This is a genomic window from Muricoccus vinaceus, assembly GCF_042433125.1.
Classification (GTDB): domain Bacteria; phylum Pseudomonadota; class Alphaproteobacteria; order Acetobacterales; family Acetobacteraceae; genus Roseomonas; species Roseomonas vinacea.
This window is the reverse complement of the sequence record NZ_JBHLVZ010000033.1, coordinates 36,001-61,588: the sequence shown is the minus strand read 5'-3', so window position 1 is coordinate 61,588 and position 25,588 is coordinate 36,001. Positions and strand designations below refer to the sequence as shown.

Sequence of the window (25,588 nt, the reverse complement as noted above, 5' to 3'; positions counted from 1 at the left end):
GCTATTTCCGGAGCACCGCCCGCACCACCTCGCCCGGCCCCTGGTGGCGCGGCCCCTCGTCCAGCACCACCGTCCCCTCCAGGCATTCCAGCACCTCCATCCCCGCGAAGTGCTCCCGCACCAGCGCCGCCGACCACAGCAGCGAAGGGTCGGCCGGCCCGCCGGAGCGCCGGCCCTCCTGCCCGGCCCGGAAGGCCTCCAGCACCAGCAGCCCGCCCGGCGCCAGCGCCCGCACGGCGCCCGCCGCCACCACCGCCCGGTCCGCCGGCGGCAGGTGCACGAAGATCCAGGCGAGGAGGTCGAACCCCTCCGCCGGCCAGTCCCAGCGCGTCAGGTCCGCCGCCTCCGTCCGCAGCGCCACCCCGCGGGCGGCCGCGAGGGCGGAGGCCTTGGCCAGCCCCGCCACCGACCAGTCCACCGCCGTCACCGCCAGCCCGCGCTCCGCCAGCCAGACGCCGTTGCGTCCCTCGCCATCCCCGATCGCCAGCGCCCGCATCCCCGGCAGGATTCCCGGCCGCAGCCGCCAGGCCTGCGCCTCCAGGTGCCGGTTCGGCGCCTCCCCGAAGGTGAAGCCGCCCCCGCCGTAGCGCGCATCCCAGGCCGCCGCGTCGCTCATGCGGGAAAGGGCCTCGCCCCGAAGATCGCGCTCCCCACCCGCACCTGGGTGGCCCCGCAGGCGATCGCCGCCTCGAAATCCCCGCTCATGCCCATGGACAGCACCCCCAGGCCCTCGTCGGCGGCAAAGGCCGCCAGCCAGCGGAAATGCGGCACCGGGTCCTCGCCCTCGGGCGGGATGCACATCAGCCCGGCCACCGAAAGCCCGTGCTCCTCCCGGCAGGCCCGCAGAAAGGCGGCGGCCTCGTCCCGCGCCACGCCGGATTTCTGCGGCTCCGCCCCCGTGTTCACCTGCACCAGCAGCGCGGGCGCCCGCCCCTCGCGCCGGATCGCCTCGGCGATCGCCTCCGCCAGCCGCGGGCGGTCCAGGCTCTCGATCACGTCCGCCACCCGCACGGCATCCCGCGCCTTGTTGGTCTGCAGGCCGCCGATGATGTGCAGCCGCATCGCCGGATGCGCCGCCCGCAGCCCCGGGAACTTGCCCGCCGCCTCCTGCACCCGGTTCTCCCCGAACACCGCCTGCCCGGCGGCCAGCGCCGCCTCCACCGCCGCCGCCGGATGGGTCTTGGAAACCGCCACCAGGGTCACCCTGGCCGGGTCGCGCCCCGCCTTCGCGCAGGCCTCGCCGATGCGCGCCTTGATCCGCGCGAGGTTCGCGGCGATGCCAGGAGAATCGACGGCGCGGGAATCGGCCGTCGGGGAATCGGCGGGCAGGGGATCGGTCATGCGGCGCGGAAGGCTAGGGCAGAACCGCCCCACCGGAAACCGCCGGGGAGCCCGCGCCGTCCCACCGCTCTGGCTTTTGAGCGACCCGCGCCGCCTGCCCGACCCCCGCGCCGCCGCCCGCCGCCTGCCACCCGGCAGCGCCGTCCTCCTGCGCGACTCCGCGCCGCGCCTGTTGCGCCCCCTGGCCGCCCTGGCCCGCGCCGGCGGCCTCCGCCTGCTGGTTGCCGGCCAGGGCCGCACGGCGATCTCCCTCCGCGCCGGCCTGCACCTGCCGGACCGGCGCCCCGCCGAACACCTTCTTCCCTTTCTTCTTTCCCGCCGCCGCGCGGGGGGTGCCCTCCTCTCGGTCGCCGCCCACGGACGCGCCGGCCTGGCCCGCGCCCGGCGCCTGGGCGCGGACCTCGTGATCCTCTCCCCGGCCTTTCCCACCGAAAGCCATCCCGGGGCCCCCGCCCTCGGCCCGCTTCGCTGGGCGGCCCTGGCCCGCCGCGCCGGACGCCCGGTGGTGGCGCTCGGCGGCCTCGATCCACGCAGCCAGCGCCGACTGCCCCGCATCCATCCCCCCACGCGCGGCGGCGCCTCCGGCTGGGCGGCCATTGGTGGCCTGCTTTGAAGGATGTGGCGCTCTGGCCACAGTGTTTCGCGGATGTCGCGTTCGGCCCCACTGCGCCATGGACGCCTCCAAAGCCCCTGAACCATAGTCCCCCCGGGCTCGGCCAAGGGAGCGCATCCAGCGGATGCACGTCTCGCGGCAAACCCGCCGAGGGGGGCGGGCGGGTCGCGTGAAGCGCCGGGGCTGCTCCCCGGTACGTCAGGAGGATTTGGGATGCGTAAGCTTCTTCTCGGCAGCACGGCCGTCGCCGCTGCTGCCCTGTTCGCGCCGGGCGGCGCCATGGCCCAGTCGCTGAGCGGCGACGCCTTCGCGTCCAGCCTCGGCAGCGCCGGCGCCTCGATGCGCGGCCTCGAGGTGCGCGTCGGCGGCTACTACCGCGCCATGTACAACTACACGCGCCAGACGAACGAGAACAACGCGACCACGCGTCTCGGCAGCTCGGACTTCACCAACGAGATCGAGATCCACATCCTCGCCTCCGGCAAGGCCGCGAACGGCCTCCGCTACGGCGTCGCGCTGGAGATCGAGAACGACGCCTACCGTCAGCCCCAGGCCGGCAACCCCGCCACCAACGTCGTCTCCAACAGCGGCAAGAACACCCTCGCTTATGACGAGGCCTGGGCTTACCTCGCCGGCAACTGGGGCCAGATCCGCTTCGGTGACGAAGACGGCGCCCTCGGCCAGCTCCAGTCCGGCCACATCACCGGCTTCGGCGTCGGCGGCCTCGACTCGGGCGACCAGTACCAGCAGGTGATCGGCGGCAACCAGCGCGCCGCGTTCAACACCGTGAACGACCCGGGCGACAACACCAAGCTGATCTACCTGTCGCCGCAGTTCCTCGGCTTCGACGCCGGCGCCTCCTTCGCCTTCAACAGCAACGACGGCTCGAACTCGGGCTGCGACAGCCTCGCCAACGCCACGCTCTGCGACCGCACCTCCGCGCTGTCCGGCGTGAACACCCGCCGCCGCAACGAAGTGCAGGCCGCCCTCCGCTGGCGCGGGTCCTTCGGCCCCGTCGGCCTGTCGACCACCGTCGGCTACATGGGCGCGGACTCCATCAAGAACACGACGGGCATCTCGCCCCAGCGCCTCGACATGTACTGGGCCGGCATCGTCGGCACCGCCTACGGCTTCTCGGTCGGCGGCTGGTACACCGGCGGCAGCGCCAACGCCGGCTTCAACACCAAGCTCGAGAGCCGCACGGGCGCCCCGGTGGACGACCGCAACCTCGACTCCTTCCTGGTCGGCGCCACCTACACCATCGACGCCATCACGGTCGGCGGCCACTTCGCCCGCTCCATCTCGGCGGGCAACCAGGGCATCACCACGGGCGGCCGCACCGAGACCGGCTTCGCCGTTGGCGGCAACTACCGCATCGCGCCGGGCCTGGACTTCTTCGCCGAGTACATCCAGACCCAGCGCAAGGAGCGTAACTTCGACTTCGTGACGGGCAATGTGGTCAGCGCCACCACCATCGCGAACGGCACCGGCATCCAGCAGGGCTCCAACGTCGGGACCGTGCTCGCGGGCTTCCGCGTCGCCTTCTGATCCGCGAAAGCGCTTCAGCGATACGGGAACGGGGCGGTGGGGAAACCCGCCGCCCCGTTTTCTTTGACCCGCCGCCTTCACCTTTGAGGGCGGCTGGCAACGTTTTCTCCCTTGCGCCCCGCCCCGGCCCGGCTTTACCTCCGCCCCCATGCGCCCCCTCCGCCTTGCCGTCCTCGCCCTTCCCGTCCTCGTGGCCGCCTGCGGACAGACCCGGCAGGTGCAGAACGACGAGTATTACGACGGCAGCCGCCGCGCCCAGGTCGCCGGCCGCATCTCCGGCAACCAGGACGGCCTGCTGATCCTCGGCACCGACCGCAGCCGCAACCGCGAGGGCGGTGGCGCCGGCGGCCCGGGCGACACCGGCACGCTGGGCGTGAACGCCTATCTCTGGCGCGCCAGCCTGGACACCCTGTCCTTCATGCCGCTCGCCTCCGCCGACCCCTTCGGTGGCGTCATCATCACCGACTGGTATTCGCCCCCCGCCGCCCAGGGGGAGCGCTTCCGCGCCACCGCCTATATCCTCGGCCGCCAACTCCGCTCGGACGGCGTGCGCGTCTCGGTCTTCCGCCAGGAACTGCGCAACGGCGTCTGGCTGGATGTTCCCGTCGCCAACGCCACCAGCACCGAGCTGGAGGACAAGGTCCTCACCCGCGCCCGCGAGCTTCGGAGCCAGTCCGCCGGCCTCTGATCCCGGCGCCCCCGCCCCGGGCGGGCCGGGGACACCCCGGCCCGCGCCAAAGCCCCTGGCACCGGAGACGCCCTCAGTACTGAACCGCCGGCAGGGAGCGGATCTCGGCCGAGGCCATGTCGATGGTCACGCGGCGCTCCCCGGGAACGGCACGAAGCCGCGCCATCGGCACCGAGACGTATTTCTGCGTCAGCCCCAGGCGGCTTTCCACCTCGATCACCACCATGCTGACCTGGCCCTGCGCGGGATCGATGATCAGGTCCTGCACCTCGCCGATCTCGACGTTGTCGGTGCTGTAGACATCGCGGTCGATGAGCTGCTCCGCCCGGAGGTGCCCGGCGGGGATCGCCGTGGCCGCTGCTCCGAGGGCACCGGGCGCCGGCGCCTGTGCGAGCGCCGGCATGGCAGCGAGGGCGGCGAGAACGGCGGCAAGACGGATTAACTTCATGTCATGATTCTCCCTTGCGACGGGGCCTAGAACCCTGCCCTCTCCACAGGGTTTCCCGGACACCCTCTTTCCAGCATGGCTCCGGCGGAATATCAGGGCACACCCACGACGAAGGCCCATATTGGCCCCGATGACCGACGGTCCGCCCGACAGCCCCGCCCATTCCCTCGATCGCGCCCTGGATCGCCCGGTGGAGCGCCCTGTGGAGCGCTATGACTTCGCCGCCGCCGAGCCCCGCTGGCAGCAGGCCTGGGACAAGGGCGCCTGCTTCGCCGCCCCCGACGTGCCCGACGGCACGAAGCCCAAATACTACGTGCTGGAGATGTTCCCCTACCCCTCCGGCAAGATCCACATGGGCCATGTGCGGAACTACACGCTCGGCGACGTGGTGGCCCGCTACAAGCGCGCCAGGGGCCATGAGGTGATGCACCCCATGGGCTGGGACGCCTTCGGCCTGCCCGCCGAGAACGCGGCGCGGGAGCGCGGCACCCACCCGGCCGCCTGGACCTACGGCAACATCGCCGCCATGCGCGCCGAGCTGAAGAGCATGGGCCTCTCGCTCGACTGGGCCCGCGAGTTCGCCACCTGCGACCCCGAATACTACGGCAAGCAGCAGGCCCTCTTCCTGGACTTCCTCCAGGCCGGCCTGGTGGAGCGCCGCAAGTCCTGGGTGAACTGGGATCCCGTCGATGGCACCGTGCTCGCGAACGAGCAGGTCATCGACGGCCGCGGCTGGCGCTCCGGCGCTCCCGTGGAGAAGCGCGAGCTTTCCCAGTGGTTCCTCGCCATCACGAAGTTCGCCCCCGACCTGCTGGCCGCGCTGGACACCCTGGACCGCTGGCCCGAGCGCGTGCGCACCATGCAGGCCAACTGGATCGGCCGCAGCGAGGGCGCCCGCGTCCGCTTCCCGCTCGCCGAACCCGTTGACGGCACCGCGGAGGTGGAGGTCTTCACCACCCGCCCCGACACCCTCTACGGCATGTCCTTCCTCGCGGTCGCCGCCGAGCACCCGCTGGCCGCCGCGGCCGCCGCGCGCAGCCCCGGCGCCGCCGCCTTCATCGCGGAATGCCGAAGCCAGGGCACCAGCGAGGCCGCCATCGAGCAGGCCGAGAAGCGCGGCTTCGACACCGGCTTCCGCGTCGCCCACCCCTTCATCGAGGGCGCGACCTTCCCGGTCTGGATCGCCAACTTCGTTCTCATGGAATACGGCACCGGCGCCCTCTTCGGCTGCCCCGCGCACGACCAGCGCGACCTCGACTTCGCCCGCAAGTACGGCCTGCCCGTCCCGCCCGTGGTCCTTCCCCCGGGCGAGGACCCCGCGGCCTTCACCATCGACCGCACCGCCTGGACCGGCGACGGCACCCTCTACAACTCCCGCTTCCTGGACGGCCTCGGCAGCGACGCCGGCAAGCGCGCCGCCATTGACGCCCTGGAAGCCAAGGGGCTGGGCCAGGGCGTGGTGAACTGGCGCCTGCGCGACTGGGGCGTTTCCCGCCAGCGCTACTGGGGTTGCCCCATCCCCGTCATCCACTGCGAGGCCTGCGGCACCGTCCCCGTGCCGCGCGACCAGCTTCCGGTGCGCCTGCCCGACGACGTGGACTTCTCGGTGCCCGGCAACCCGCTGGACCACCACCCCACCTGGAAGCACGTCGCCTGCCCGTCCTGCGGCGCCCCCGCGCGCCGCGAGACCGACACCTGCGACACCTTCGTGGACAGCTCCTGGTACTTCGCCCGCTTCTGCGCGCCCCGCGCGGAGGCGCCGATCACGCCGGCGGCGACCGACGCCTGGCTGCCGGTGGACCAGTATATCGGCGGCATCGAGCACGCGATCCTGCACCTTCTCTACGCCCGCTTCTTCACCCGGGCGCTGGCCACCATGGGCCAACTGCGCACGCCCGAGCCCTTCGCCGGCCTCTTCACCCAGGGCATGGTCCAGCACGCCTCCTACAAGGCGCCCGACAACCGCTGGCTCGCCCCGGACGAGGTGGAGGTCGCCGCCGACGGCAGCGCGGTGGAAAAGGGCACGGGCATCCCGCTCACCGTCTCGCGCAACGACAAGATGTCGAAGTCCAAGCGCAACACGGTGGACCCCGGCGCCATCATCTCCCGCTACGGCGCCGACACCGCCCGCTGGTTTATCCTGGCCGACAACCCGCCCGAGCGGGACATGGAATGGTCGGAATCCGGCGTCGCCGGCGCCCACCGCTTCGTCCAGCGCCTCTGGCGCCTCGCCGCCAACCTCGACCAGAGGGGCGGTGACGGCGAGCCCCGCCCGCTGATGCAGGCCACCCACCGCACGGTCGCCGCCGTCACGGCCGCGCTGGAAAGCTTCGCCTTCAACGTCGCGGTCGCCCGCCTGCACGAATTCGCCAACAGCATCGAGTCCAGCCCCGCCCCCCTCGAGGCCCGGCGCGAGGCCGTCTCCACCATGGCCCGCCTGGTGGCGCCGATGATGCCTCACCTCGCCGAGGAGCTCTGGTCCATCCTCCACCCCGGCAAGGCGGAGCTGGTGGCGCAGATGCCCTGGCCCGAGGCCGACCCCGCCCTGATCGCCGCCGAGAGCATGACGATCGCGGTGCAGGTGCTGGGCAAGCTGCGCGCCACCCTTTCCCTTCCCGTCGGCACGCCCGAGGATGCGGTTCTCGCGGCCGCCGAGGCCGAGGAGAACGTGCAGCGTGCCATCGCCGGCAAGCCCATCCGGAAGCGGATCCATGTCCCAGGCCGAATCGTCAACTTCGTTGTCTGATCAGCCACCCGCCGGCCCGGTTCTCCGCCGGCGCGGCCTGCTGGCCGCGCTCGGCGCCCCCGCGGTGCTCGCGGGCTGCGGCTTCCACCCCCTCAACGGCCCGCCCGTGGAGGGGGAGGGGAGCGCGGCCGTCGGGTCCCAGCTCGCGGCCATCCGCATCGGCCCCACCTACAGCCGCCCCGGCCAGCTTCTCCACCAGTCGCTGGAGCGCCGCCTCGCCGCGCGCGACCGCTCGGGCCCTGCCGCCCGCTACCTCCTCACCACCTCCATCCTCCCCTCCTACGAGGCCCAGGGCTACCGGCGGGACGGATCGCCGTCGCGCATCCGCATCGCCATGTCCGTTCCCTGGACTCTGGCCACCCTGGCCGTGCCGCCGCAGCAGATCGCCACCGGCACCGCCCGCGCCTTCGACTCCTTCAACGTCGTGGACAACGAGTTCTTCTCCTCGGTCGTCAGCAGCGAGGCCGCCGAGCGCCGTCTGGTGGACCAGATCGCCGAGGACATCACGATCCGCCTGGCCCTCGCCTTCCGCGACATCCCGGCCGCCTGAGCCGCCCCCGCCCATGAAGCTGGACGCGCGCCGCCTCCCAGCCTTCCTGAAGGACCCCGGCGCCACCCGCGCCGCCCTCCTCTACGGCGAGGATGCCGGCCTCGCCCGCGAGCGCGCGGATGCCCTGCAGGAAGGCATCGCCCCCGGCAACGACCCCTTCCGCGTCGCCGACCTCGCGCGCGACCTCGCCGCCCGCCCCGGTGCCCTGTCCGGCGAGGCCGCCGCCCTGTCGCTCACCGGCGGCCGCCGCGTGATCCGGGTGCGCGACGCCACCGACGCCCTGGCCGCGCCCCTGCGCGAGGTGCTGGACAGCCCCGGCGACACCCTCCTCATCATCGAGGCCGGCGAGCTTCCCGCCCGTTCCAAGCTCCGCGCCCTCGCGGAATCCCACGCCCGCGCCGCCGCCATCGCCTGCTACCGCGAGCGCGGCGCCGAACTCGCCGCCACCATCGCCGCCATTCTGCGCGAATCCGGCGTCACCGCGGAGCCCGCCGCCGCGGCCTGGCTTGCCGGGCGCCTGGGCGACGACCGCCAGACGCTGCGCCGCGAACTGGAGAAGCTCGCCCTGTACGCCGGCCGCGGCGGCCGCCTCGCCGAGGAGGACGTGCTCGCCTGCATCGGCGACGGTTCCGCCCTCGAACTCGACGAGGCCCTGGTCGCCGCCACCGCCGGCGACGTCGCCACCGCCGACCGCGCCCTCGAATCCGCCATGAGCGAGGGCGCCAACCCCGTGCAGGTGATCCGCGCCCTGCTGCGCCACGTCCAGCGCCTGCACCTGGCCTCCGTCGCCGGCATGCAGGCCCTCCAGCCGCCCGTCTTCTTCCGCAGCCGCCCGGGCTTCGAGAAGGCGCTGCGCCACTGGCGGCCGGAGGCCCTGGAAACCGTGCTCGCCAGCCTTCTGGAGGCCGAGCGCCTTTCCAAGTCCGGCGGCACCGGCCGCCCCATGCCCGATGCGGCGCTCGCCCGCACCGCGCTGCTGACGGTCGCCCGCCAGTCGGCCACCCTGGCCCGGCGCGGCTAGCGCCTCAGCCGGGAGCGCCACGCCGCACGGGGCAGAGCTCCAGCGGCTTCCCGATATTGGCGACCAGCGGCCTGCACCCGGCGAAATCCGCCAGAAGGCCGTGCCGCGCGAGGCTCGCCGCCACATGACCTTCCGCATGCGGCAACACGAGCGCGAAGAACGGCCCGGCATGCGCGGCGATCCGCTCCGTCGCCATCGCCTCGAAACCCGTCGCCAGCCGCTCCGCCGGGTTGTCGAAGGCCAGGATCCGCAGGAACGGCACGTCCGGCGGAAAGAACGGGATCACGAAGGCATTCGGCTCCCAGCCCCGGTGATAGCCGGGCACGACGATCATGGCACCGGACAGGTCCATGCCCGCCGGCGGCGCCACCTCCACGAAGCGGTCCAACTGCCTTCCGTTCCAGGGGGTGCGGTCGGGATTGGTCGGCTGCATCGGCACCGCCAGCACCAGCAGCCCGGCCGCCGCCCAGCGCCCGGCACGCGGCGCCAGCGGCAGGAAGCCCGCCGCGGCCACGAGCAGCAGCGGCACCATCATCTCCAGCGGAACCAGGTAGCGGTAGATGGAGAACAGGTGGAGCCAGATGGCGTAGGTCGCCGCCCCCGCCACCAGCAGGAAAAGGCCGAGCCGCTTCCCCGCCTCCATGTCGCGCACCCTTTGCCGCCCGAGCAGCGCGAAGAGAATGCCGGCGGGCACCACGAGATAGGCCAGCAGCAGCTTCACGTCGCGCACGGAACTGTCGATCCGGGACGGCGTGCGCGTGAAGACGAAGGGCCAGAACACCGCCTCGAACAGGCTGCGCGGCATGGCGTGGTGCGTGCGGTTGTTGCCCACGGGCCCGAGCGGCGAGCGGAACAGGTCGTTGAAATAGGGAAACAGCGGATTGCCCGTGACCTGCCAGAGGTGCCACAGCCAGAAGCCCGCGGTCAGCGCGACCCCGAGCAGGATGCCCATCCCATAGGCCGCCGCATGCGGGATGCGCCGCCCCGGCAGCAGAAGGATCGCGACCCCGATCCCGCCCGCCAGCACCACGCCGGTCTGCTTCAGCCCGACGCCGGCGCCCGCCGCCACGCCCGCCGCCAGCAGGATGGGCAGGCTGCGCCGCAAGGGACCCTCGAAGGCCACGAGCCCCGCGCGCGCGATCAGCCAGATGGCCACGTAGATCGGCAGGGCCGCGACCGTGTCGTAATAGGTCGTGCCCATCACGAAGAGCGAGCCGGCGCCGAGCATGCCGATCAGCATGACCACGGCCGGCAGCAGGCGGGCCCCTGGCAGCACGTGCCGCGCGATGCGCCAGAGCAGCACCCCGTTCACGCCGTGCACCGCGCCCAGCAGAAAGGTCAGCGCCGCCGCCGGCAGAACCTGGCTGCCGAGATAGAAGGGCAGGTCGAGAAGCGGATTGAAGAAGACGTGGTAGTCGGCGGCCAGCACGTCGAAGCCGGACCGGCCGTGAAGCCATGAATACGGATTGTAGTAGTGGTAGTGCAGCAGGTCCCAGTTGTTGTCCTTGCCCAGCAGCACGGCGAGCAGGCCGAAGCCCAACGGCAAGGCAAGGGCGAAGCGCCGCTCCGCCGGGCTCATCCCGCTCACCATGCGCGGGCTGCGCCCGAGGCAGGCGGCATCAGGGAAGAAACATCATCGGAGCACGATTTCACGGGCCGCGTATCGGCGGTGCGCACCCGTAAGGCAAGCCCAGCAAGCAAGATCAGCAAGCAAGCCCAGCAAGCCCGGCAACCCCTCAGGCCGTCACCACCACCCCCGGCCCATCGCCCCGCATCACCCCCCGCGTGTCCACCACCAGCGCCGCCGCCCGCCGCACCAGCGCCAGGTCCATTCCCGGCTGCGGCGTCACCACCATCACCGCGTCCTGCGAGGCGATGCGGGCCTCGTCCAGGGCGACGCTCTCCAGCGCGGGCGAGGCTCCCCGCAGCCGCCGCGTCGGGGGAAAGCGCGGCACCAGCGGGTCGTGGTAGCTCACCATCGCCCCGCGCGCCTCCAGCAGGCGGAAGATCTCCACCGCCGGGCTTTCCCGCGTGTCCGGCACCCCCGGCTTGTAGGCCAGACCCAGCAGAAGCACGCGGGCGCCGCGCAGCGGAAGGCCCCGCGCGTCCAACGCGTCCCGCAGCCGCTCCACCGCATAGGCGGGCATGGCGTCGTTCACCCGCCCGGCCAGCTCCACGAAGTCGCTCGGCACCCCCAGCTCCCGCGCCTTCCAGGCGAGGTAATAGGGATCAACGGGAATGCAGTGCCCGCCCAGCCCCGGCCCGGGGCGGAAGGGCATGAAGCCGAAGGGCTTGGTCGCCGCCGCGTCGATGACCTCATGAACATCGAGGTCCATGGCATGCGCGATCCGCTTCAGCTCGTTCACCAGCCCGATGTTCACGGCCCGGAACACGTTCTCGTAGCACTTGGCCAGCTCCGCCACCGCCAGGGAGGAAACCGGCACCAGGCTCCCCGCCACCGGTTCGTAAAGGGCGCGCCCCACCGCCAGGCAGGCCGCCGTCGCCCCCGCCACCAGCTTGGGCACGCGCGCCACCGTGCCCTCGGGGTTGCCGGGGTCCTCGCGCTCGGGCGAATAGATCGCGAAGGCATCCTCCCCCACCCGCAGGCCCGCCCGCGCCAGCACCGGCAGCACCAGCTCCTCCGTGGTGCCGGGATAGGTCGTGCTTTCCAGCGAGATCGCCTGCCCCGGCCGCAGGAAGGGCTCCAGCGCCGCCAGCGTGGCGCGCACGGCGGAAAGGTCAGGCTCCTTGTGCGGCCCGATCGGCGTGGGCACGCAGATCACCAGCGCGTCGCAGCCGGCCGCCCCCGCGGCCCCCACCTGCGCCCGCAGCCCGCCCCCGGTCCGCATCCGGGCCACGCGGGCACCGTCGATCCCGTGCACCGGGCTTCGCCCCGCCTCCACCGCCGCCACCTTGGCCCCGTCGGTATCGAAGCCCAGCACGGGAAAACCCAGTTCGGCGAAGCGCAGCGCCAGCGGCAGCCCGGCATAGCCCAGTCCGATCACGCCGATCCGCGCCTGCCGCGCCTCCAGCCGCGCCAGCAGCCGCTCCCGGGATCCCTGCGCCGTCGAAAGGCCGACAACCCCGTCCATCGGCGGCTAGTCCGGCAACGTGCCGCACCGGCGCGGACCCACCCGCCCGGCGCCGCGCCGGCGCCACGCGGGAACGGCGGAAAGAAAGCTCACGGCAATGCGCTCCGTTGCGTAATCGCATTGAAACACCGCCGCTTCCCCGCCGCAAGAGGATCAGGCTCTCCCGGCCGCCGGCGCGTTGGGCGCGTGGTCGAACTCCGGAACCATGCGCGCCAGCCCCGCCAGGGCCAGCCGCGCCTGCCCGCCGCGCGCGGCCCCCGCCACCTCGTCGATCGCCCGCCCGACCAGCGCCGCATCCGCGGTGCGCGGGGTCGCGACCAGCAGCCCCGGAAAGCCCGTCGGCCGCGGCGGCTCCTGCCCGTGGAACATCTCCTCGAACAGCTTCTCGCCGGGGCGCAGCCCGGTGAAGCGGATCTCCACGTCCTCGTCCGGGCGGAGCCCCGCCAGCCGGATCATGCGCCGTGCGAGGTCCACGATCTTCACGGGCTTGCCCATGTCGAGCACGAAGATCCCGCCCTCGCGCAGCTCCGGCGGCTGGTCGGCGCGGTCCTCCGCGCCGATCACGCTGGCCTGCAGCACCAGCCCCACGGCTTCCCGCACCGTCATGAAATAACGGCGCATGTCCGGGTGCGTCACCGTCAGCGGTCCGCCCCGCTCCAGCTGGCGCCGGAACAGCGGCACCACGGAGCCGGTGGAGCCCAGCACGTTGCCGAAGCGCACGGTGACGCAGCGCATCCCCCCCGCCTGCCGCGCCGCGACATCGAGGGCCTGGCAGTACATCTCCGCCAGCCGCTTGGAGGCGCCCATCACGCTGGTCGGGTTCACCGCCTTGTCCGTGGAGATGAACACCATCGCCCGGCACCCGTTGGCCCGCGCCGCATCCGCGATCAGCCGCGTCCCCAGCACGTTGGTGAGCACGCCCTCCATGGGGTCGTTCTCCACCATGGGCACGTGCTTCAGCGCCGCCGCGTGAAACACCAGCTCCGGCCGGATCTCCTCCATCAGCCGCCGCAGCCGCGGCTCGTCCCGGATGTCCGCCAGAACGGCCCGGCGCAGAACCGCCGGATGGTTCTCCGACAGCTCGAGATCGATCTCGTAGAGTGCGAACTCCCCGTGATCGAGCAGCGTCAGCGTGGAGGGGCCCAGCGCCGCGATCTGGCGCGACAGCTCGCTGCCGATCGTGCCGCCCGCCCCCGTCACCAGCACCCGCCGCCCCTGGATCAGCCGCGCCATGCCCTCCCGGTCCAGCGGCACCTGCGGCCGGTCCAGCAGCTCCTCGATGGAAACCGGGCGCAGGTCCATCCGCCGCGGCGCCTGCGCGCGGGCCGTGGCCGGGTCCAGCGCCGTCACCCGCGGCGCCCGGCGCACGGAAACCCCGTGCCGCTCGGCCGCATCCAGCAGCGACTCCAGCAGCGGGCCCGACAGGGAGGGTTCGGCCAGCACCACCAGCGCCGGCAGCCGTCCCTCGGCCCTGAGCGTGTCCAGCACCGCCCCGGCCTCCTCCACCGCGCCGAGGATCGGCACGCCCAGGATGCGCCGCCCGCGCTGGCGGGCCCGCGGCGCCAGGATGCCCTCCACCCGGTAGCCCGGCGCCCGCTGCGCGATCAGCGCGCGGATGAACAGGTCCGCCGCGTCGCCGCCACCGGCCAGCAGCACCGGCTGCGCCGGCACGTCCGATTGCGGCCCCACCCGGTGCGCCGAGCGGATGCGCCCCACCAGCCGCGCCCCGCCCAGCAGCGCCGCCATCACACCGGCATGGACCACGGGAAAGGCCGGGTTCGGCGGCCGCCAGGCCCCGAACAGCAGCAGCCCGCCCCAGAACAGCAGCGCCGCCCCCAGGGAGGCCGCGATCACCGGCAAGAGGTCCGGCAGCGCCGCGTAGCGCCAGTACTGGCGGGGCAGGCGCAGCGGCAGCGCCACCGCGGCAAAGACCAGCAGCGCCCAGGCCATGCCCGCCCACCACCAGCCCGGGGAGGGAAAGGCCCCTGGCGCGGCCAGCACCAGCGCGGCCGGCAAGGCCAGCGCCGCCAGGGCGAGGTCGAGGGAAAGGTTCAGCAGGATGCGCTGGGGCGCCATGGAATCAACCTAAGGTCCGGCCGCCCGAGGCCGGAAGGGCCAAGGGCGTGCAGCACGCGTTCGAACAGGAAACCGCACCATGATCCACGCCTCCATCGGTGCGGGTCACGGCCTGGTGGGAAAGGCCGCGTCCGGCGGAACGGCGGCCTGCAGGAGCCGCCACCCCGTTCCGGCCGGATCCGCCGGCGCCGCGGGGCTGGCGGCGCGCAGGCCCGCCTCGATCAGCGGCACATCGGACGTGACGGGCTCCGGTGCAACCTCCGCGGGCGCCGCCTCCGCCACCCGCGCCAGCACGGCCGCCACCGAGGCCGGCACAGCCGCCCCCGAAAGCCCGGCCTCCACCAGCAGGCGCGCGCCGGCGGCCTCGGGCACCGCCTCGATCGGCCGCCCGAACAGGGACGGCAGAGCCGCCGCGGAACGGGGCACCACCAGCGGCCGCGGCGGCGCGATCGCATCCCCCACCGGGGCGAGCAGCGCAAAGGCCGCTTCCGGATTCGAAGCGGGCGGAACCGGCGCCGCCACGACCGGGGCATGGCGCCCCGCCCCGCCGCGCAGCGCCTGCACCACCGCCCCCAGCGCGGCCGAGGGCGTCGCTCCCCCGCCCACCTCCGGCACGGCGCCGGGCGTCAGCGCGGGCATGGGCCCCAGCACCCGGGAGGGGGGCGGCATCTCCTCATCCCCGGTTTCCCCGCGCCCTGTCGCCAGACCCGGCGCTCGCCCCATCGGCGGCCCTGGCGAAGCCTCCGGCGCGGTCCGCGCGAGGAGGGCCGCGAAGGCGTCCGGCACGGCATCCGCCTGGCGCAAGGCGGCATCCAGCAGGAGGCGCGGGACGCCGCCCGGGCCGCTGGAACCACCCGGGGCAGCCAAGGCGCCCGGGGCAGCCAAGGCGCCCGGGGCAGCCGGAGCTCCGGGGATGGCGGGCGCGGCGCGCATGACCGCCGCAAGGCTGTTAAAGGCGCCCTCCGGCCCGGCGCCCAGGGCAGGGCCCGGCTGCACCGCCGAATGCGCGGCGGCGGCCCGCTCCGGCCGCGATCCGGCCGCCCGCATCGCCGCCGAAAGGCTGGCGATGGCACCGGCCGCATCGACCGCCGGAGCCGGACGAGGCCAGGGATGCGGCTCGGGGGGCGAGGCGGCGGGGCGCGGGTTGGCCTCCCTCATCGCCGCCGAAAGCCGGGCAAAGGCATCCGCCGGGTCCAGCCCCGGCGCCGGTTCGGCCAGGGAGAGCAGGTCCGGCCCCACCCCGCGCGGCGCCGCCGGCCGCGCCTGGAACAGCGCCTCGTCCAGGGCGGGCAGGGCGGAAGGCACAAAGCCAGGCGCCCCGGACGGCGACACGGGCCGCAACCCGGCCGGCAGCACCGGAAGCGGCGGCGCGGTGGGCACCCGCGGCACAAGGGCGGCGGCGACCGGCACCGGCACCGGCACCGGCACCGGCACCGGCACCGGCACCGGCACCGGCACCGGCGGAAGCGCGGGCACGGCCGGCCGCTCCGGAACCGCGCCGCACCCTGCGGGAAGCGGTGCCAGCTCCCGGTACAGCCCAATCAGCCGCTCCGCCTCGCCCGCCCAGCCATAGCGCCCGAGCGCCGCCGCCCGCCCCGCCGCGCCCATCTCCGCGCGCAACGCCGGGTCGGCCAGGGCGCGCACCGCCTCGGCCACCGCGGCGGGATCGGCGGTGTCCACCAGCACCCCGCAGCCGGTCCGGCGCACCACCTCCGCCACCTCCTCGGCGAAGCCGGGCGCAATCACGGGAAGGCCGGCCAGCATGCAGTCGAACAGCTTGTGCGGCAGCGCCAGGCGGTGGTTCTCGTGCCCGGGCTGGAACAGCACCAGCCCGATATCGGCCTCCGCCGCCAGGGCCAGCGCCGCCCCGTGCGCCATCCAGCCGTGCCGCTCCACCACCCCGTCCACGCGCAGCCGGCGTGCCTCCGCCACGAACTCCGCCTCGGAGGAATCCGTGAAGCGCCCCACCAGGGAAAGCCGCGTTCCCTCCGGGCAGTGCGCCAGCGCCCGCAGCATCTCCAGCGCGCCGCGCTCGCGCGTCAGCGCGCCCAGGTGCACCAGGGTCAGCGGCCCGTCGCCATGCGCGCGCGGTTGCACCGGCACGGCGGCCGCGTAGTTCCGCACGGGCACGATGTCCACGCCGGGAAAGGCGTCGTCCAGCCCGTCCTTGGCCACCACCACCGCATCGGCCCGCGCCGCCATCCAGCGGCAGGCCGCCCGCACGGCGCGCCGCCCCAGCCCGCGGAACAGCCGAGGCAGCCGTCCGTCCAGGCGGGAGGGGTAGTGTTCGTGCACGTCCAGCACCACCGCCGCCCCGCAGCGGCGCGCCGCCAGGATGGCCGCGTACCAGCTGTCCGGCTCGTGCGCGTGGATCACGTCCGGCCTCAGCCGTGCCGCCCGCGCCGCCAGCGCCCGCGCCGCCCGCAACCGCCCCAACCAGCCCGAGGGCCGCGGATAGGTCGTGATCGTCACCCCCGCCATGCTCGGCGGCACGTCCCTCGCGCCCCGCGCCGGCGCCGGCGCCAGGTGCGTCACACGCCACCCCGCCGCGGCCAGCGCGGCACCCTCCTTGGCGACGATCCGCAGGTCCGCCGGCGGATGCGCCGCGGACAGCATCAGCACCAGAGGCGCCTCTTCCGCGGGCGAGGACCCCGCCGGGCGAATCCCGTCCGCCGCCAGGTCACGCCCCGACGGCCCCTTCACCGGCGCCACCCCGCCGGCGCCGGCGCCAGGCACCGCGCCCCGCGTGCCCAGGCCGCTTCGCGTGCCGCTCATGCCGCACACCCCTGTTGCGCCGATGCCCAGGCATGCGAAGCATCCGCGGCGCCTCCGGCGCCAAGGCGCTCCCTCAGATGCGCCACCATGCGCGTCCCCGCTTTCCCGTCCCACAAGGGGATCGGCCGCGCCTGTGGCGCATCGCCCGCCAGCACCGCCGCCACCGCCGCCTCCAACCCCGCCACCGGGACCAGCCGGTTGCTTCCCGCCTCCAGCGTCACCGGCCGCTCGGTGGAGGGCCGCAGCGTCAGGCAGGGCAGGTCCAGCGCCCAGGCCTCCTCCTGCACGCCGCCGCTGTCGGTCGCGACCAGCCGCGCGCAGGCGAGCAATCCCAGAAAATCGAGGTATCCGAGCGGCGGCAGGCGCATCACCCCTTCTGGCACGGAGAGGCCGAATTCCGAAAGGCGTCCCGCCGTGCGCGGGTGCATCGGCCAGGCCAGCGGCAGATGCCGCGCCGCCCGGCCCACGGCCTCCAGGAGGGCGCCCAGCGCGGCCGGGCTGTCCACGTTGGCAGGCCGGTGCAGCGTCAGCGCCCCGTATCCTCCGGGCGCCAGCCCCTCCGGCAACGCCCGGCCCCGCGCGGCCGGCAGCGCCCGCCTGACGCTGTCGATCATCGCGTTGCCCACCGCCCGCACCGCGCCGGGCCCGTGCCCCTCGGCCAGCAGCCGCGCCGCCGTGGCCTCGTCCGGCGCCCAGAGCAGCGTGCTCACGGCATCCACCGCCCGCCGGTTGATCTCCTCGGGCATGTCGTGGTCGCCGCAGCGCAGCCCCGCCTCCAGATGCGCCACCGGAATGCCCAGCTTGCGCGCCGCCAGCGCCGCCGCCAGCGTCCCGTCCACGTCGCCCGCCACCACCACCAGGGCCGGCCGCCGCGCCTCCCACAGCGCCGCGCAGGCCATCATCGTCCGCCCCGTCAGCCCGGCATGCCCGCCCCCCGACACGCCGAGCGACACATCCGGCGCCCCGAGCCCGAGATCCGCCAGATGCCCCCCGAACATGGCGGCGTCGTGGTGCTGGCCGGTGTGCACCACCACCGGCGTGCAGAAGGGCGGCGCCTCCGCCAGGGCGTGCAACAGCGCCGCCAGCTTCGGAAGGTTCGGCCGTGCCGCGGCAACCAGGTGAATCTCAGGAAGCATCGCCCCACGCCCCGGGGGAACAACCCCCGGCCCCCATTCCTGCAACACGCTTCAAAGGCCCGGGCCGGGTGCCCGCGCGCCGCGGAGGACGAGGCTCCGCCTCACGCCGCCCGCGAAAGCGCGGCCTCCCCCGCCGCCGCTTCCAGGATCCCGCAGAACCGCGCCGCGTGCAGCCGCCGGTCCCACAACCGCACCGCCCGCCCCCGTGCCGCCAGCCCCATCGACGCCCGCCGGACCGGTGCGGCCGCGAGTCCCGCCAGCGCCTCGGCCAGCGCCGGCGCATCCCCGGGCGGCACCGCGATGCCGCAGGCCGGCCCCTCCGCCCCCGCCTCCAGCAGCCGCGCCGCCCGGCCGGGCACGTTGGTCACCACGGCCAGCCCCGCCGCCAGCGCGTCCATCAGCTTGTTCGGCGCCGTCCATTCCGCGAAGGCCGGCACCGGCGCGAGCAGGTGCAGCCCGATGCCCGACGCGGCAAGCAGCCCCGCCAGCCGCGTCTTGGGGAGCGGGTCCAGGAAGACCAGGTTCCGCAGGTCCCGCCGCGCCGCCTCGGCCACAAGCCGCGCCTTCTCGCTTCCCTCGCCCACCAGCACCAGCCGCAGGCGCCGCTCGCCCGAATTGCGCAGAATGGTCGCGGCCTCCATCGCCGCGTCCAAACCGTTGGCCCGCCCATGCGCCCCGGCATAGACCGCCAGCACCTCGCCCGACCCTGCCTCGGGCGGCCGCCAGGGCGCCACCTGGGGCCCGAACAGGTCCAGGTCGCAGCCATTGGGCACCACGTGCACCCGCGCCGCCCCCCGCGCCCGCGCCGTCCCGGCCATGCCCTCGGTCAGCCCGATCACCGCGGCCGCCCCCCGGCAGGCCGCCGTCGCCAGCACGTCCATTCCCGCCAGAACCGGCCCCGGCACCCCGCCCGGCAGCGCCGCCTCCGAAAGCGCCCGCGGCAGCTCCGGCCAGGGATCGCGGATCTCGAACACGAAGGGCACCCTCCTCAGCCGCCGCGCCGCCAGCGCCGGCAGCGCCACCGTCAGCGGCGTGGAGGAAGCGAGAACCAGGTCGAACTCCTCCCGCAGCGCCAGCCCCGCCGCCCGCCCGGCGTAGTGCAGGAAAGCCCGCGTCCGCGCCGCCAGCCCCTGGCTGTTGCCGCAGGGAATGTCGAACTCCACCACGCGGAACCCCGCCACGCGCCCCGCCCGCGCGCCGCGCCGGAACGGCCCGTCCAGCCCCGTCACCGCCCCCTCGTAGCGGCCGCAGGCCAGCGTCACCGCGTGCCCGCGCGCCGCCATGGCGCAGGCCATGGCATGGGCGCGCGTCGCCGTTGCCCCGCCCGGCCCCGAGTAGTGCTGGTGAAGATAAAGAAGGCGCAGCGGAATCGCCCCCCGTCTCAGGCCGTGGCCATCCGCGCGGGTGCTCCGGCAAAGGGCCTTGCAGCGGGCCTCAGCACCGGGCCAGCCCGCAGATCGTGTCGATCACCCGCGCCTGCGCCCCCGCCGCCATGGCACCGGACGGCAGGCACAGCCCGCGCTCGAACAGCCCCGTCGCCACCGCGCCGCCGATCGCCCGTGATTGCCGGAAGGCCGGCTGCAGGTGCAGCGGCTTCCACACCGGCCGGCTCTCGATCTTCGCCGCCTCCAGCGCCCGCCGCACCACCTCGCGGTCCGCGCCGAAGCGGGCGGGGTCGAACAACGCCACGCTCAGCCAGCGGGACGAGCGCCCCCAGGCCGGCTCCGGCATGAAGGACACGCCCGGCAACTCCCCCAGCCCCGCGACATAGCGCGCGAAAACCGCCCGCCTGGCCCCCACCCGCGCGTCCAGCACGCGCAGCTGCGCCAGCCCCACCGCCGCCAGCACCGAGGACATGCCGTAGGAATAGCCGGTGGTCTCGTGCTGGTAGTGCGGCGCGGCCTCCTTGGCCTGGGTGCTCAGGTGCCGGGCGGCGGCGATCAGCGCCGCATCCTCCGACACCAGCGCGCCCCCGCCGCCCGCCGTGATGATCTTGTTGCCGTTGAAGGAAAAGCAGGCCAGCCGCGCCCCCTGCCCCGCCCGCAAGGCGCCGCCCGGGCCGTGCCCGCGCCCGGTGGCGCCCAGGCTCTCGGCGGAATCGCTCAGCACCGGCACGCCCCAGCGGTCGCAGGCCGCCACGATCGCTTCCAGCTCCGCGCACTGCCCGTAAAGGTCCACCGGCACCACCACCCGCGGCAGCCGCCCCTCCCGCCCCGCCTGCGCCAGGGCCTCGCGCAGCAGCTCCGGGTCCAGCGTCCAGGTTTCCGGCGACACGTCCAGAAAGGTCACGCGCGCACCCATCTGGATGGCCGGCGCCACCGTGGCCACAAAGGTCAGGGTCGGCGCCCAGACCTCGTCGCCCGGCCCGATCCCCAGCACGCGATAGGCCAGGTGCAGCGCCGCCGTGCCCGAGGACGTGGCCAGCACCTGCCCGAATCCCGCCGCCTGCCCCAGCGCCGCCTCGAAGGCGCGCGGAACCGGCCCGGCCGGGGCGATCCAGCCGCTGCGCAGCGTTTCCTCCACCGACTCCATCTCGCCGCCCGCAAGCTCCGGCGGCGAAAGAAGAACGGGGCCATCCGCATCCCCCCCGCTCACCAGGCGGGGAAAGGGGATGACGTTGGGCAGGGCGGAAACCGGCACCGCCGAGGCGGGCACCGGGTGCTCGATGGCTGGAAGCAGGCGCAGCGTCATCTCCGCCCCTCACGGCTGGGTGATGGGAACCTTGACCACCAGGCAGGCGAGCATGCAAGTCATTCCGCAACCGCAAGTAAAAAAACGTTCGGCCTTGTGCTCACACAACATCACCGTTGCCTGCCCCACCACCCGCCTCACCCTGTCCGGCCACCGCCGGCCGCCTCCGCCACTCCCGCGGCCACGGCGCCTCCCACGGGTGGTTCCAAGGGATCCCCCGCCGGATGTCGCATTGCCGGCCGCGCCGGTGGGGCCGGCAGCTCCGGCATGGTCGCATGGCCAGGCGCCGCCACCCCGCGGCCCGAAAGCAGCACCCTCAGCGTCCCCAGTGCCGCCAGCGCGTCGCCCCGCAGCGTCACCCCCGCGGCATAGCGCGCGTCCCATTCCAGCCGCTCCGGCCAGGGCACGGCGTTCCGCCCCCGCGCCTGCGCCGCCCCCGCCAACCCCGGCCGCACCCGCAGCCGCCCGGCCTCGCGCGGCGTGTAGCGGGCCAGGTAGGCCACCGGCAGCGGCCGCGGCCCCACCAGGCTCATCTCCCCGCGCAGCACGTTCACCAGTTGCGGCACCTCGTCCAGCGCCGAGGCCCGCAGCGCCCGCCCGAAGCCGCCCAGCCGCGCAGCATCCTCCTCCCCCTCGAAGCGCCGCGCGCGCATGGAGCGGAACTTCAGCAGGGTGAAGGGCACGCCCCCGCGCCCCGCCCGCTCCTGCCGGAACAGCACCCCGGGCCCCAGCGCCAGCCGCACCGCCGCCGCCACGGCCACCAGCACCGGGCTCAGGCAGATCAGCAGCGCCGCCGATGCCCCCGCATCCAGCCAGCGCTTGCCGCGCCGGGCATAGAACCCCTCAGGCAGGAACCACCTCCCGCCCATCGGGAAAGCCGCCCCGCGGCACCGCCTCCACCCCCGCGGAGAAGGCGAGGCCGAGAGCGAACCACACCATCCGGTTCCCCATGTCGGTCGAGACCATGGCGCCCAGCGCCACCGGCAGAACCAGCGCCACCAGCCGCCCCGCGGCCCCCGCGGGCAGCCCCCGCAGCCGCCCCGCCAGCAGCGCCACCCCGCCCCCGAAGGCCCCCAGCCACAGCAGGATCCCGGGCAGCCCGCCCTCGGACAGCGCCTCCAGCGCGTGGTTGTGCGGATAAAGCCCCCGCCGCTCCCCGTTGCCGGCCGCCAGCGTGAAGCCCCCCGTCCCCAGTCCCCATGGCAGCGTCTCCCCGGCCCAGCGCAGCGCCTCCGCCCAGAGCACCGGCCGCGCCGAGGCCGCCAGCCCTTCCCCGGTGAAGCGCTCCAGCGTCCGCAGCCCCTCCGCCCGCGCGGGATCGGCCAGCAGCACCGCCAGCCCCAGCAGCACCGCCCCCGCCGCCAGCCCCACCCAGCCCAACGCCGCCCGCGCCCGCCCGGCCGACCACAGATGCGCGGCCGGCGCCACCGCCACCGCCAGTCCCAGTGCCAGCAGCCCCGCCCGCCCGCCGGGCAGCAGCCCCGCCACCGCCAGGGCGCCCGTCAGCCCCGCCCAGAACAGCCGCCACACCCCGCGCGACTCGACCACGCGCAGGGCCGAAAGCCCGGCCGCGCTGGCGATCGCCAGTCCCGCCAACTGGTACTGCACCCGCACCAAGTCCGGATTGGCCCCCACGGCGCCGCCCAGCACCACCTCGCCATGCAGCATCCCCCAGGCGATCGAGCCCGCGACAAAGGGCCCCAGCACCAGCACGGCCCCCGACAGAACCCGCCGCGCGCCCCCGTCCGCCCCCACCACCAGCCCGGCCAGCAGCATCGCGGGCGCCACCAGCACAACCTCCGGCAGCTTGGCCGCCATCACCTCGCGCGATGGACTCCAGAGCGCCGCCACCACCAGCCACAGCCACAGGAGCCCGCAGCAGCCCAGCGGCACCGCCAGCACGGGCAGAACCCGCCAGCGCGCCCCGGCCAGCAGCAGCGGCAGCCCCGGCGCCAGTGCCGCCGCGCAGAGAAGCGTGAGGTCGAAGGGCAGGTTCGCCAGCGCCGGCGCCGATTTCAGCGCCCCCGCGAACTGCATCCCGGCCGCCGGAACGCCGGCCAGGGCCGCCAGCCCGGCAACGCTGCGGCGCCCCATCCCCCTCACTCATCCCCCTTGCGGGCCAGCGCCGCCAGCGGAAGCCGTGCCGAAGCCCGCCGCGCCCGCTCCGGCGGCACGCCGAACAGCAGCACCCGGCAGGCCGCCAACAGCAGGCAGGCCAGCGGCACCGTCACGGCCAGAAGCACCAGCAGCAGCGGCCGGTTCGGCAGCGCCGGCCAGATCCCCACGCTCGGCGCCGAAACCAGCCGCGCCGCCACGATGTCGTCCGCCAGCGCGATCACCCCGGCGCGCTGGTGCTGCGCCAGCAGTTCGTAGATCGGCGTGCGCAGGTAGATGTCGCGCTCCGTCGCCAGCCGCGCCTCCAGCGCCGCCACCCGCCGCCGCGCGAGGTCGTGGAGGCTGGCCCGCACCTGCCGCTCCCCGAAGGCGTGAAGCCGCGACAGAACATCGAGCGCCGTCCCCCGGTCCGGATGGGGGATGGACAGCGCCGTGGTCACCGTGGCCAGCGACTGCGTCACCCCGAGGTTCCGGTCCAGCCAGCGGTCCACGTCATCGAGGTCGGCGGGCGATGGCGGAAACCCCGCCAGCGCCCGCAGCCGCCCGGTCACTCCGTTCCGCTTCATCTCCGTCAGGTCCGCGAGGATCGTCGTGTCCCGCGCCAGCATCGCCACCGCCTCCGGGCTGCGGATGCTGGCGAGATAGATGGCGAAGTTCCCCCCCGCCCGCGTGTCGAGCAGCCCCCCCGGCATCACCAGCCCGCCCTGGATCAGGGTGGAGGCCGCGAGCCCCGTGGTTTCCGCCGGCGCCACCACCGCCTCGGCCACGTATTGCCGCGGCCACAGCGTCACCGCCGCCGCGCCGAGCAGCAGCAGCGCCAGGGCGGACGCGGCGATCTGGCGCCGAAGCCTCCAGAGGCCGAGCAGGAGAAGTTCGAGCGGCATCGCCGATCACTGATGAATCGAAACGATCTTGGGTGCATCCCCCGCCTCAATGCAACCGCTTCCGAACCGGATTTCCGTCAGCACCGCCGAAACCGGCGCCCGCGCCCGCGCCACCAGCACCGGCGCCCGCCGCACCTCCCCATAGGCCGCGCTCTCCCACCCCTCCTCCAGGGACAGCGCCAGCGGGGCATCCGCCGAGAGAACCAGCTCCACCGCGCCCCGCCGCGCCCCCGCCGCCGTCAGGTGCCATTCTCCCCGCGCCAGATGCCAGCGCAGCGCGAGGTGCCGGAACGGCCCGCTCACCCGGTCCTCCACCCGCCATGCCCCCACCCCCGGCACCACCCGGCGCGCATGCCGGTTCCCCCGCGCATCCCGCACCACCCCACCATCGGGAAGCGGTTCGGCGGCCAACCAGCGCGCCAGCAGGAACCGCCCGGCACGCGGCATCGGCTCGGCGTCGTCGAACACCACCAGGTTGTGCGCCGCCGCCGAGGCGAAGTGCGGCCCCCACCAGTCCCGCCCCACCCCCGGGTTGTAGGAACCGGTGCCGCTGTCCCGCAGCAGGTTCTCCGCCCCCAGCCACAGATCGAAGTGCAGCAGGTCCGCCTGGCCCGGCCGGAAGCGCAGCGGCCCCACCCGCAGCAGGCCGCGCGTCCCGCCCATCCGCCAGCCCCGCGTGCCCGCCGCAACCCAGGCCCCCTCGCCGCCGCGGACGGAACCCGGCGGCAGCCCCAGCCAGGCGCAGCCCGCATCCTCCCACCCCATCGAGGCCCCGCCGAACAGCCGCAGCGCCCGCTCCGCGCTGCCCCGCGCATCCCCTGGCCCGCACAGGGAAAGATCCGCGAAGGCCGAGCCGTCCTGGTGCCCCAGCCGCGGCGTGCCGCCCGTGTCCGGCTCCACCACCCGCGCCAGCCACCGCGCGGCCGCCTCCGCCCGCGCCCCGAAGGGCGCCGGCAGCGGCCCGGCCCCGTGCCGCCGCCGCAGCCACTCCACCACCGACAGCACGTCCAGCAGCAGCCGGTGGTACCCGGTCGAAACCTGCGCGAAGCCCCCGTCCGGCGCCACCAGCCGCGCCACCGCCCGCGCGAGGTCCCGCCCCGCCCGCCGCGCCGCCCGCGCATCCCCCAGGGCCCAGCCGATCGCCAGCAGCCCCGCCGGCTCGCTGATCCCGTGGTTGTTGTCCTGCGCGCGGGCATAGGCGCGCGTCGCCCCGATCCGCGCGGCATGCTGGCGCAGCAGCGCCGCCAACCCCGCGGCCGGCGGCCCTCCCCCCAGCAGCGCATGCGCGAGCGCCAGGTGCAGCGCCCGCAGCGCCGCCTCCTGGCCGCAGGCCCAGTTCGGCCCCAGAAATGGCGGATTCGCCGCGGCCCATTCCGCCAGCCGCGCTTCCGCCAGCGCCTGGTGCCCCGCCCCGGGCTCCAGCCGGTGCGCCATGGCCAGAAGCGGCACCCAGCCCAGCCGGTTCGCCTCCCAGACCGGCCTCACATCCCCCGGTGCGAAAAGATCCAGGCCAAGCGCCCCTGCCCCCGGGTCGAAAGGCCCGTGGAACACCGCCGGCCCCAGCGCCCGCAGCGCCGCCCCCACCCCGTCCCGCGCCCCCGCCGGCAACACCGGCGGCGGGGGCGCGGCCTCCGGCAGGAACGGCCCCCGGGCCGCCACCCCCGGCCGCAGCGCCCGCCCCGGCAGCCCCGCCGCCCGCCGCAGCCGGTGCCAGCCCAGCCACCACAAAGGCTCCACCCCCAGCCGGAACGCGGCATCGAGGCGCAGAAGGGCATGCGGCGCTTGGAAGGACATGACAGGCGTGTTAGCACGATCACGAGTTCGTGTTCGCCCGTGTGCGTCACGCGGCCAGCACCGGCACAGC

At 74.8% G+C, this 25,588-nt stretch carries 20 protein-coding genes; 6 read left to right on the top strand and 14 right to left on the bottom strand.

The window, feature by feature from the left end; all coding sequences use genetic code 11:
• Position 1: 1 nt before the first annotated feature.
• Positions 2-616 carry an SAM-dependent methyltransferase gene (locus tag ACFFIC_RS13050; RefSeq protein WP_377050946.1) on the bottom strand — a complete coding sequence of 205 codons (615 nt, stop codon included), beginning with the start codon at positions 614-616 and terminating at the stop codon, positions 2-4.
• Positions 613-1,341 (bottom strand): YggS family pyridoxal phosphate-dependent enzyme, encoded by a 729-nt coding sequence (locus ACFFIC_RS13045; RefSeq protein WP_377050944.1) that lies wholly within the window; start codon positions 1,339-1,341, stop codon positions 613-615. The genes ACFFIC_RS13050 and ACFFIC_RS13045 overlap by 4 nt, the downstream gene beginning before the upstream one ends.
• 76 nt (positions 1,342-1,417) lie before the next feature.
• Between ACFFIC_RS13045 and ACFFIC_RS13040 the strand changes: the two genes are divergently transcribed.
• The 3 genes from ACFFIC_RS13040 to ACFFIC_RS13030 all read left to right on the top strand — a co-directional run bounded on the left by ACFFIC_RS13040 (position 1,418) and on the right by ACFFIC_RS13030 (position 4,190).
• On the top strand, positions 1,418-1,954 hold the full coding sequence (locus ACFFIC_RS13040; RefSeq protein ID WP_377050942.1) for a thiamine phosphate synthase: 537 nt from the start codon (positions 1,418-1,420) through the stop codon (positions 1,952-1,954).
• A 213-nt stretch (positions 1,955-2,167) separates the two neighbouring features.
• A complete protein-coding gene (locus ACFFIC_RS13035; protein WP_377050940.1) occupies positions 2,168-3,502 on the top strand; it encodes a porin in 1,335 nt (444 codons plus the stop codon).
• Between the two features lie 148 nt (positions 3,503-3,650).
• The gene (locus ACFFIC_RS13030; protein WP_377050938.1) at positions 3,651-4,190 is read left to right on the top strand and encodes a DUF3576 domain-containing protein; all 540 of its coding nucleotides are present in this window, start codon (positions 3,651-3,653) and stop codon (positions 4,188-4,190) included.
• 73 nt (positions 4,191-4,263) lie between these two features.
• Here the strand turns inward: ACFFIC_RS13030 and ACFFIC_RS13025 are convergent, their stop codons facing one another.
• Entirely contained in the window at positions 4,264-4,638 is a 375-nt protein-coding gene (locus ACFFIC_RS13025; protein WP_377050936.1) for a PRC-barrel domain-containing protein, read from the bottom strand.
• A 130-nt stretch (positions 4,639-4,768) separates the two neighbouring features.
• On the opposite strand from ACFFIC_RS13025, the gene leuS reads away from it, so the two are divergent.
• Genes leuS through holA form a run of 3 tightly spaced genes read left to right on the top strand, consistent with a single transcriptional unit; the run spans position 4,769 to position 8,955 of the window.
• A complete protein-coding gene (gene leuS / locus ACFFIC_RS13020) occupies positions 4,769-7,384 on the top strand; it encodes a leucine--tRNA ligase (protein WP_377050934.1) in 2,616 nt (871 codons plus the stop codon).
• Positions 7,377-7,934 carry an LPS assembly lipoprotein LptE gene (gene lptE, locus ACFFIC_RS13015; protein WP_377050932.1) on the top strand — a complete coding sequence of 186 codons (558 nt, stop codon included), beginning with the start codon at positions 7,377-7,379 and terminating at the stop codon, positions 7,932-7,934. The genes leuS and lptE overlap by 8 nt, the downstream gene beginning before the upstream one ends.
• Before the next feature lie 13 nt (positions 7,935-7,947).
• A complete protein-coding gene (holA, locus tag ACFFIC_RS13010) occupies positions 7,948-8,955 on the top strand; it encodes a DNA polymerase III subunit delta (protein ID WP_377050930.1) in 1,008 nt (335 codons plus the stop codon).
• A 4-nt stretch (positions 8,956-8,959) separates the two neighbouring features.
• Here the strand turns inward: holA and ACFFIC_RS13005 are convergent, their stop codons facing one another.
• The 11 genes from ACFFIC_RS13005 to ACFFIC_RS12955 all read right to left on the bottom strand — a co-directional run bounded on the left by ACFFIC_RS13005 (position 8,960) and on the right by ACFFIC_RS12955 (position 25,518).
• Positions 8,960-10,534: a hypothetical protein gene (locus tag ACFFIC_RS13005; protein ID WP_377050928.1), complete on the bottom strand. Its 1,575-nt coding sequence runs from the start codon at positions 10,532-10,534 to the stop codon at positions 8,960-8,962.
• A gap of 157 nt (positions 10,535-10,691) precedes the next feature.
• The gene (locus ACFFIC_RS13000) at positions 10,692-12,047 is read right to left on the bottom strand and encodes a nucleotide sugar dehydrogenase (protein ID WP_377050926.1); all 1,356 of its coding nucleotides are present in this window, start codon (positions 12,045-12,047) and stop codon (positions 10,692-10,694) included.
• 153 nt (positions 12,048-12,200) lie between these two features.
• Complete coding sequence (locus ACFFIC_RS12995; protein ID WP_377050924.1) at positions 12,201-14,123, bottom strand: polysaccharide biosynthesis protein; 1,923 nt, start codon at positions 14,121-14,123, stop codon at positions 12,201-12,203.
• A gap of 105 nt (positions 14,124-14,228) precedes the next feature.
• On the bottom strand, positions 14,229-16,898 hold the full coding sequence (locus ACFFIC_RS12990) for a glycosyltransferase (RefSeq protein ID WP_377050922.1): 2,670 nt from the start codon (positions 16,896-16,898) through the stop codon (positions 14,229-14,231).
• Positions 16,895-18,034 carry a non-hydrolyzing UDP-N-acetylglucosamine 2-epimerase gene (gene wecB, locus ACFFIC_RS12985; RefSeq protein WP_377050920.1) on the bottom strand — a complete coding sequence of 380 codons (1,140 nt, stop codon included), beginning with the start codon at positions 18,032-18,034 and terminating at the stop codon, positions 16,895-16,897. The genes ACFFIC_RS12990 and wecB overlap by 4 nt, the downstream gene beginning before the upstream one ends.
• A 101-nt stretch (positions 18,035-18,135) precedes the next feature.
• The gene (locus ACFFIC_RS12980; RefSeq protein WP_377051173.1) at positions 18,136-19,398 is read right to left on the bottom strand and encodes a glycosyltransferase family 4 protein; all 1,263 of its coding nucleotides are present in this window, start codon (positions 19,396-19,398) and stop codon (positions 18,136-18,138) included.
• Positions 19,399-19,468: 70 nt separating this feature from the next.
• Complete coding sequence (locus tag ACFFIC_RS12975) at positions 19,469-20,725, bottom strand: DegT/DnrJ/EryC1/StrS family aminotransferase (protein ID WP_377050918.1); 1,257 nt, start codon at positions 20,723-20,725, stop codon at positions 19,469-19,471.
• Between the two features lie 137 nt (positions 20,726-20,862).
• The gene (locus ACFFIC_RS12970) at positions 20,863-21,594 is read right to left on the bottom strand and encodes a sugar transferase (protein WP_377050916.1); all 732 of its coding nucleotides are present in this window, start codon (positions 21,592-21,594) and stop codon (positions 20,863-20,865) included.
• The gene (locus ACFFIC_RS12965; RefSeq protein WP_377050914.1) at positions 21,569-22,819 is read right to left on the bottom strand and encodes an O-antigen ligase family protein; all 1,251 of its coding nucleotides are present in this window, start codon (positions 22,817-22,819) and stop codon (positions 21,569-21,571) included. The genes ACFFIC_RS12970 and ACFFIC_RS12965 overlap by 26 nt, the downstream gene beginning before the upstream one ends.
• A gap of 5 nt (positions 22,820-22,824) precedes the next feature.
• On the bottom strand, positions 22,825-23,724 hold the full coding sequence (locus ACFFIC_RS12960) for a hypothetical protein (protein WP_377050912.1): 900 nt from the start codon (positions 23,722-23,724) through the stop codon (positions 22,825-22,827).
• A 6-nt stretch (positions 23,725-23,730) separates the two neighbouring features.
• A complete protein-coding gene (locus ACFFIC_RS12955) occupies positions 23,731-25,518 on the bottom strand; it encodes a heparinase II/III family protein (RefSeq protein WP_377050910.1) in 1,788 nt (595 codons plus the stop codon).
• Positions 25,519-25,588: the final 70 nt, after the last annotated feature.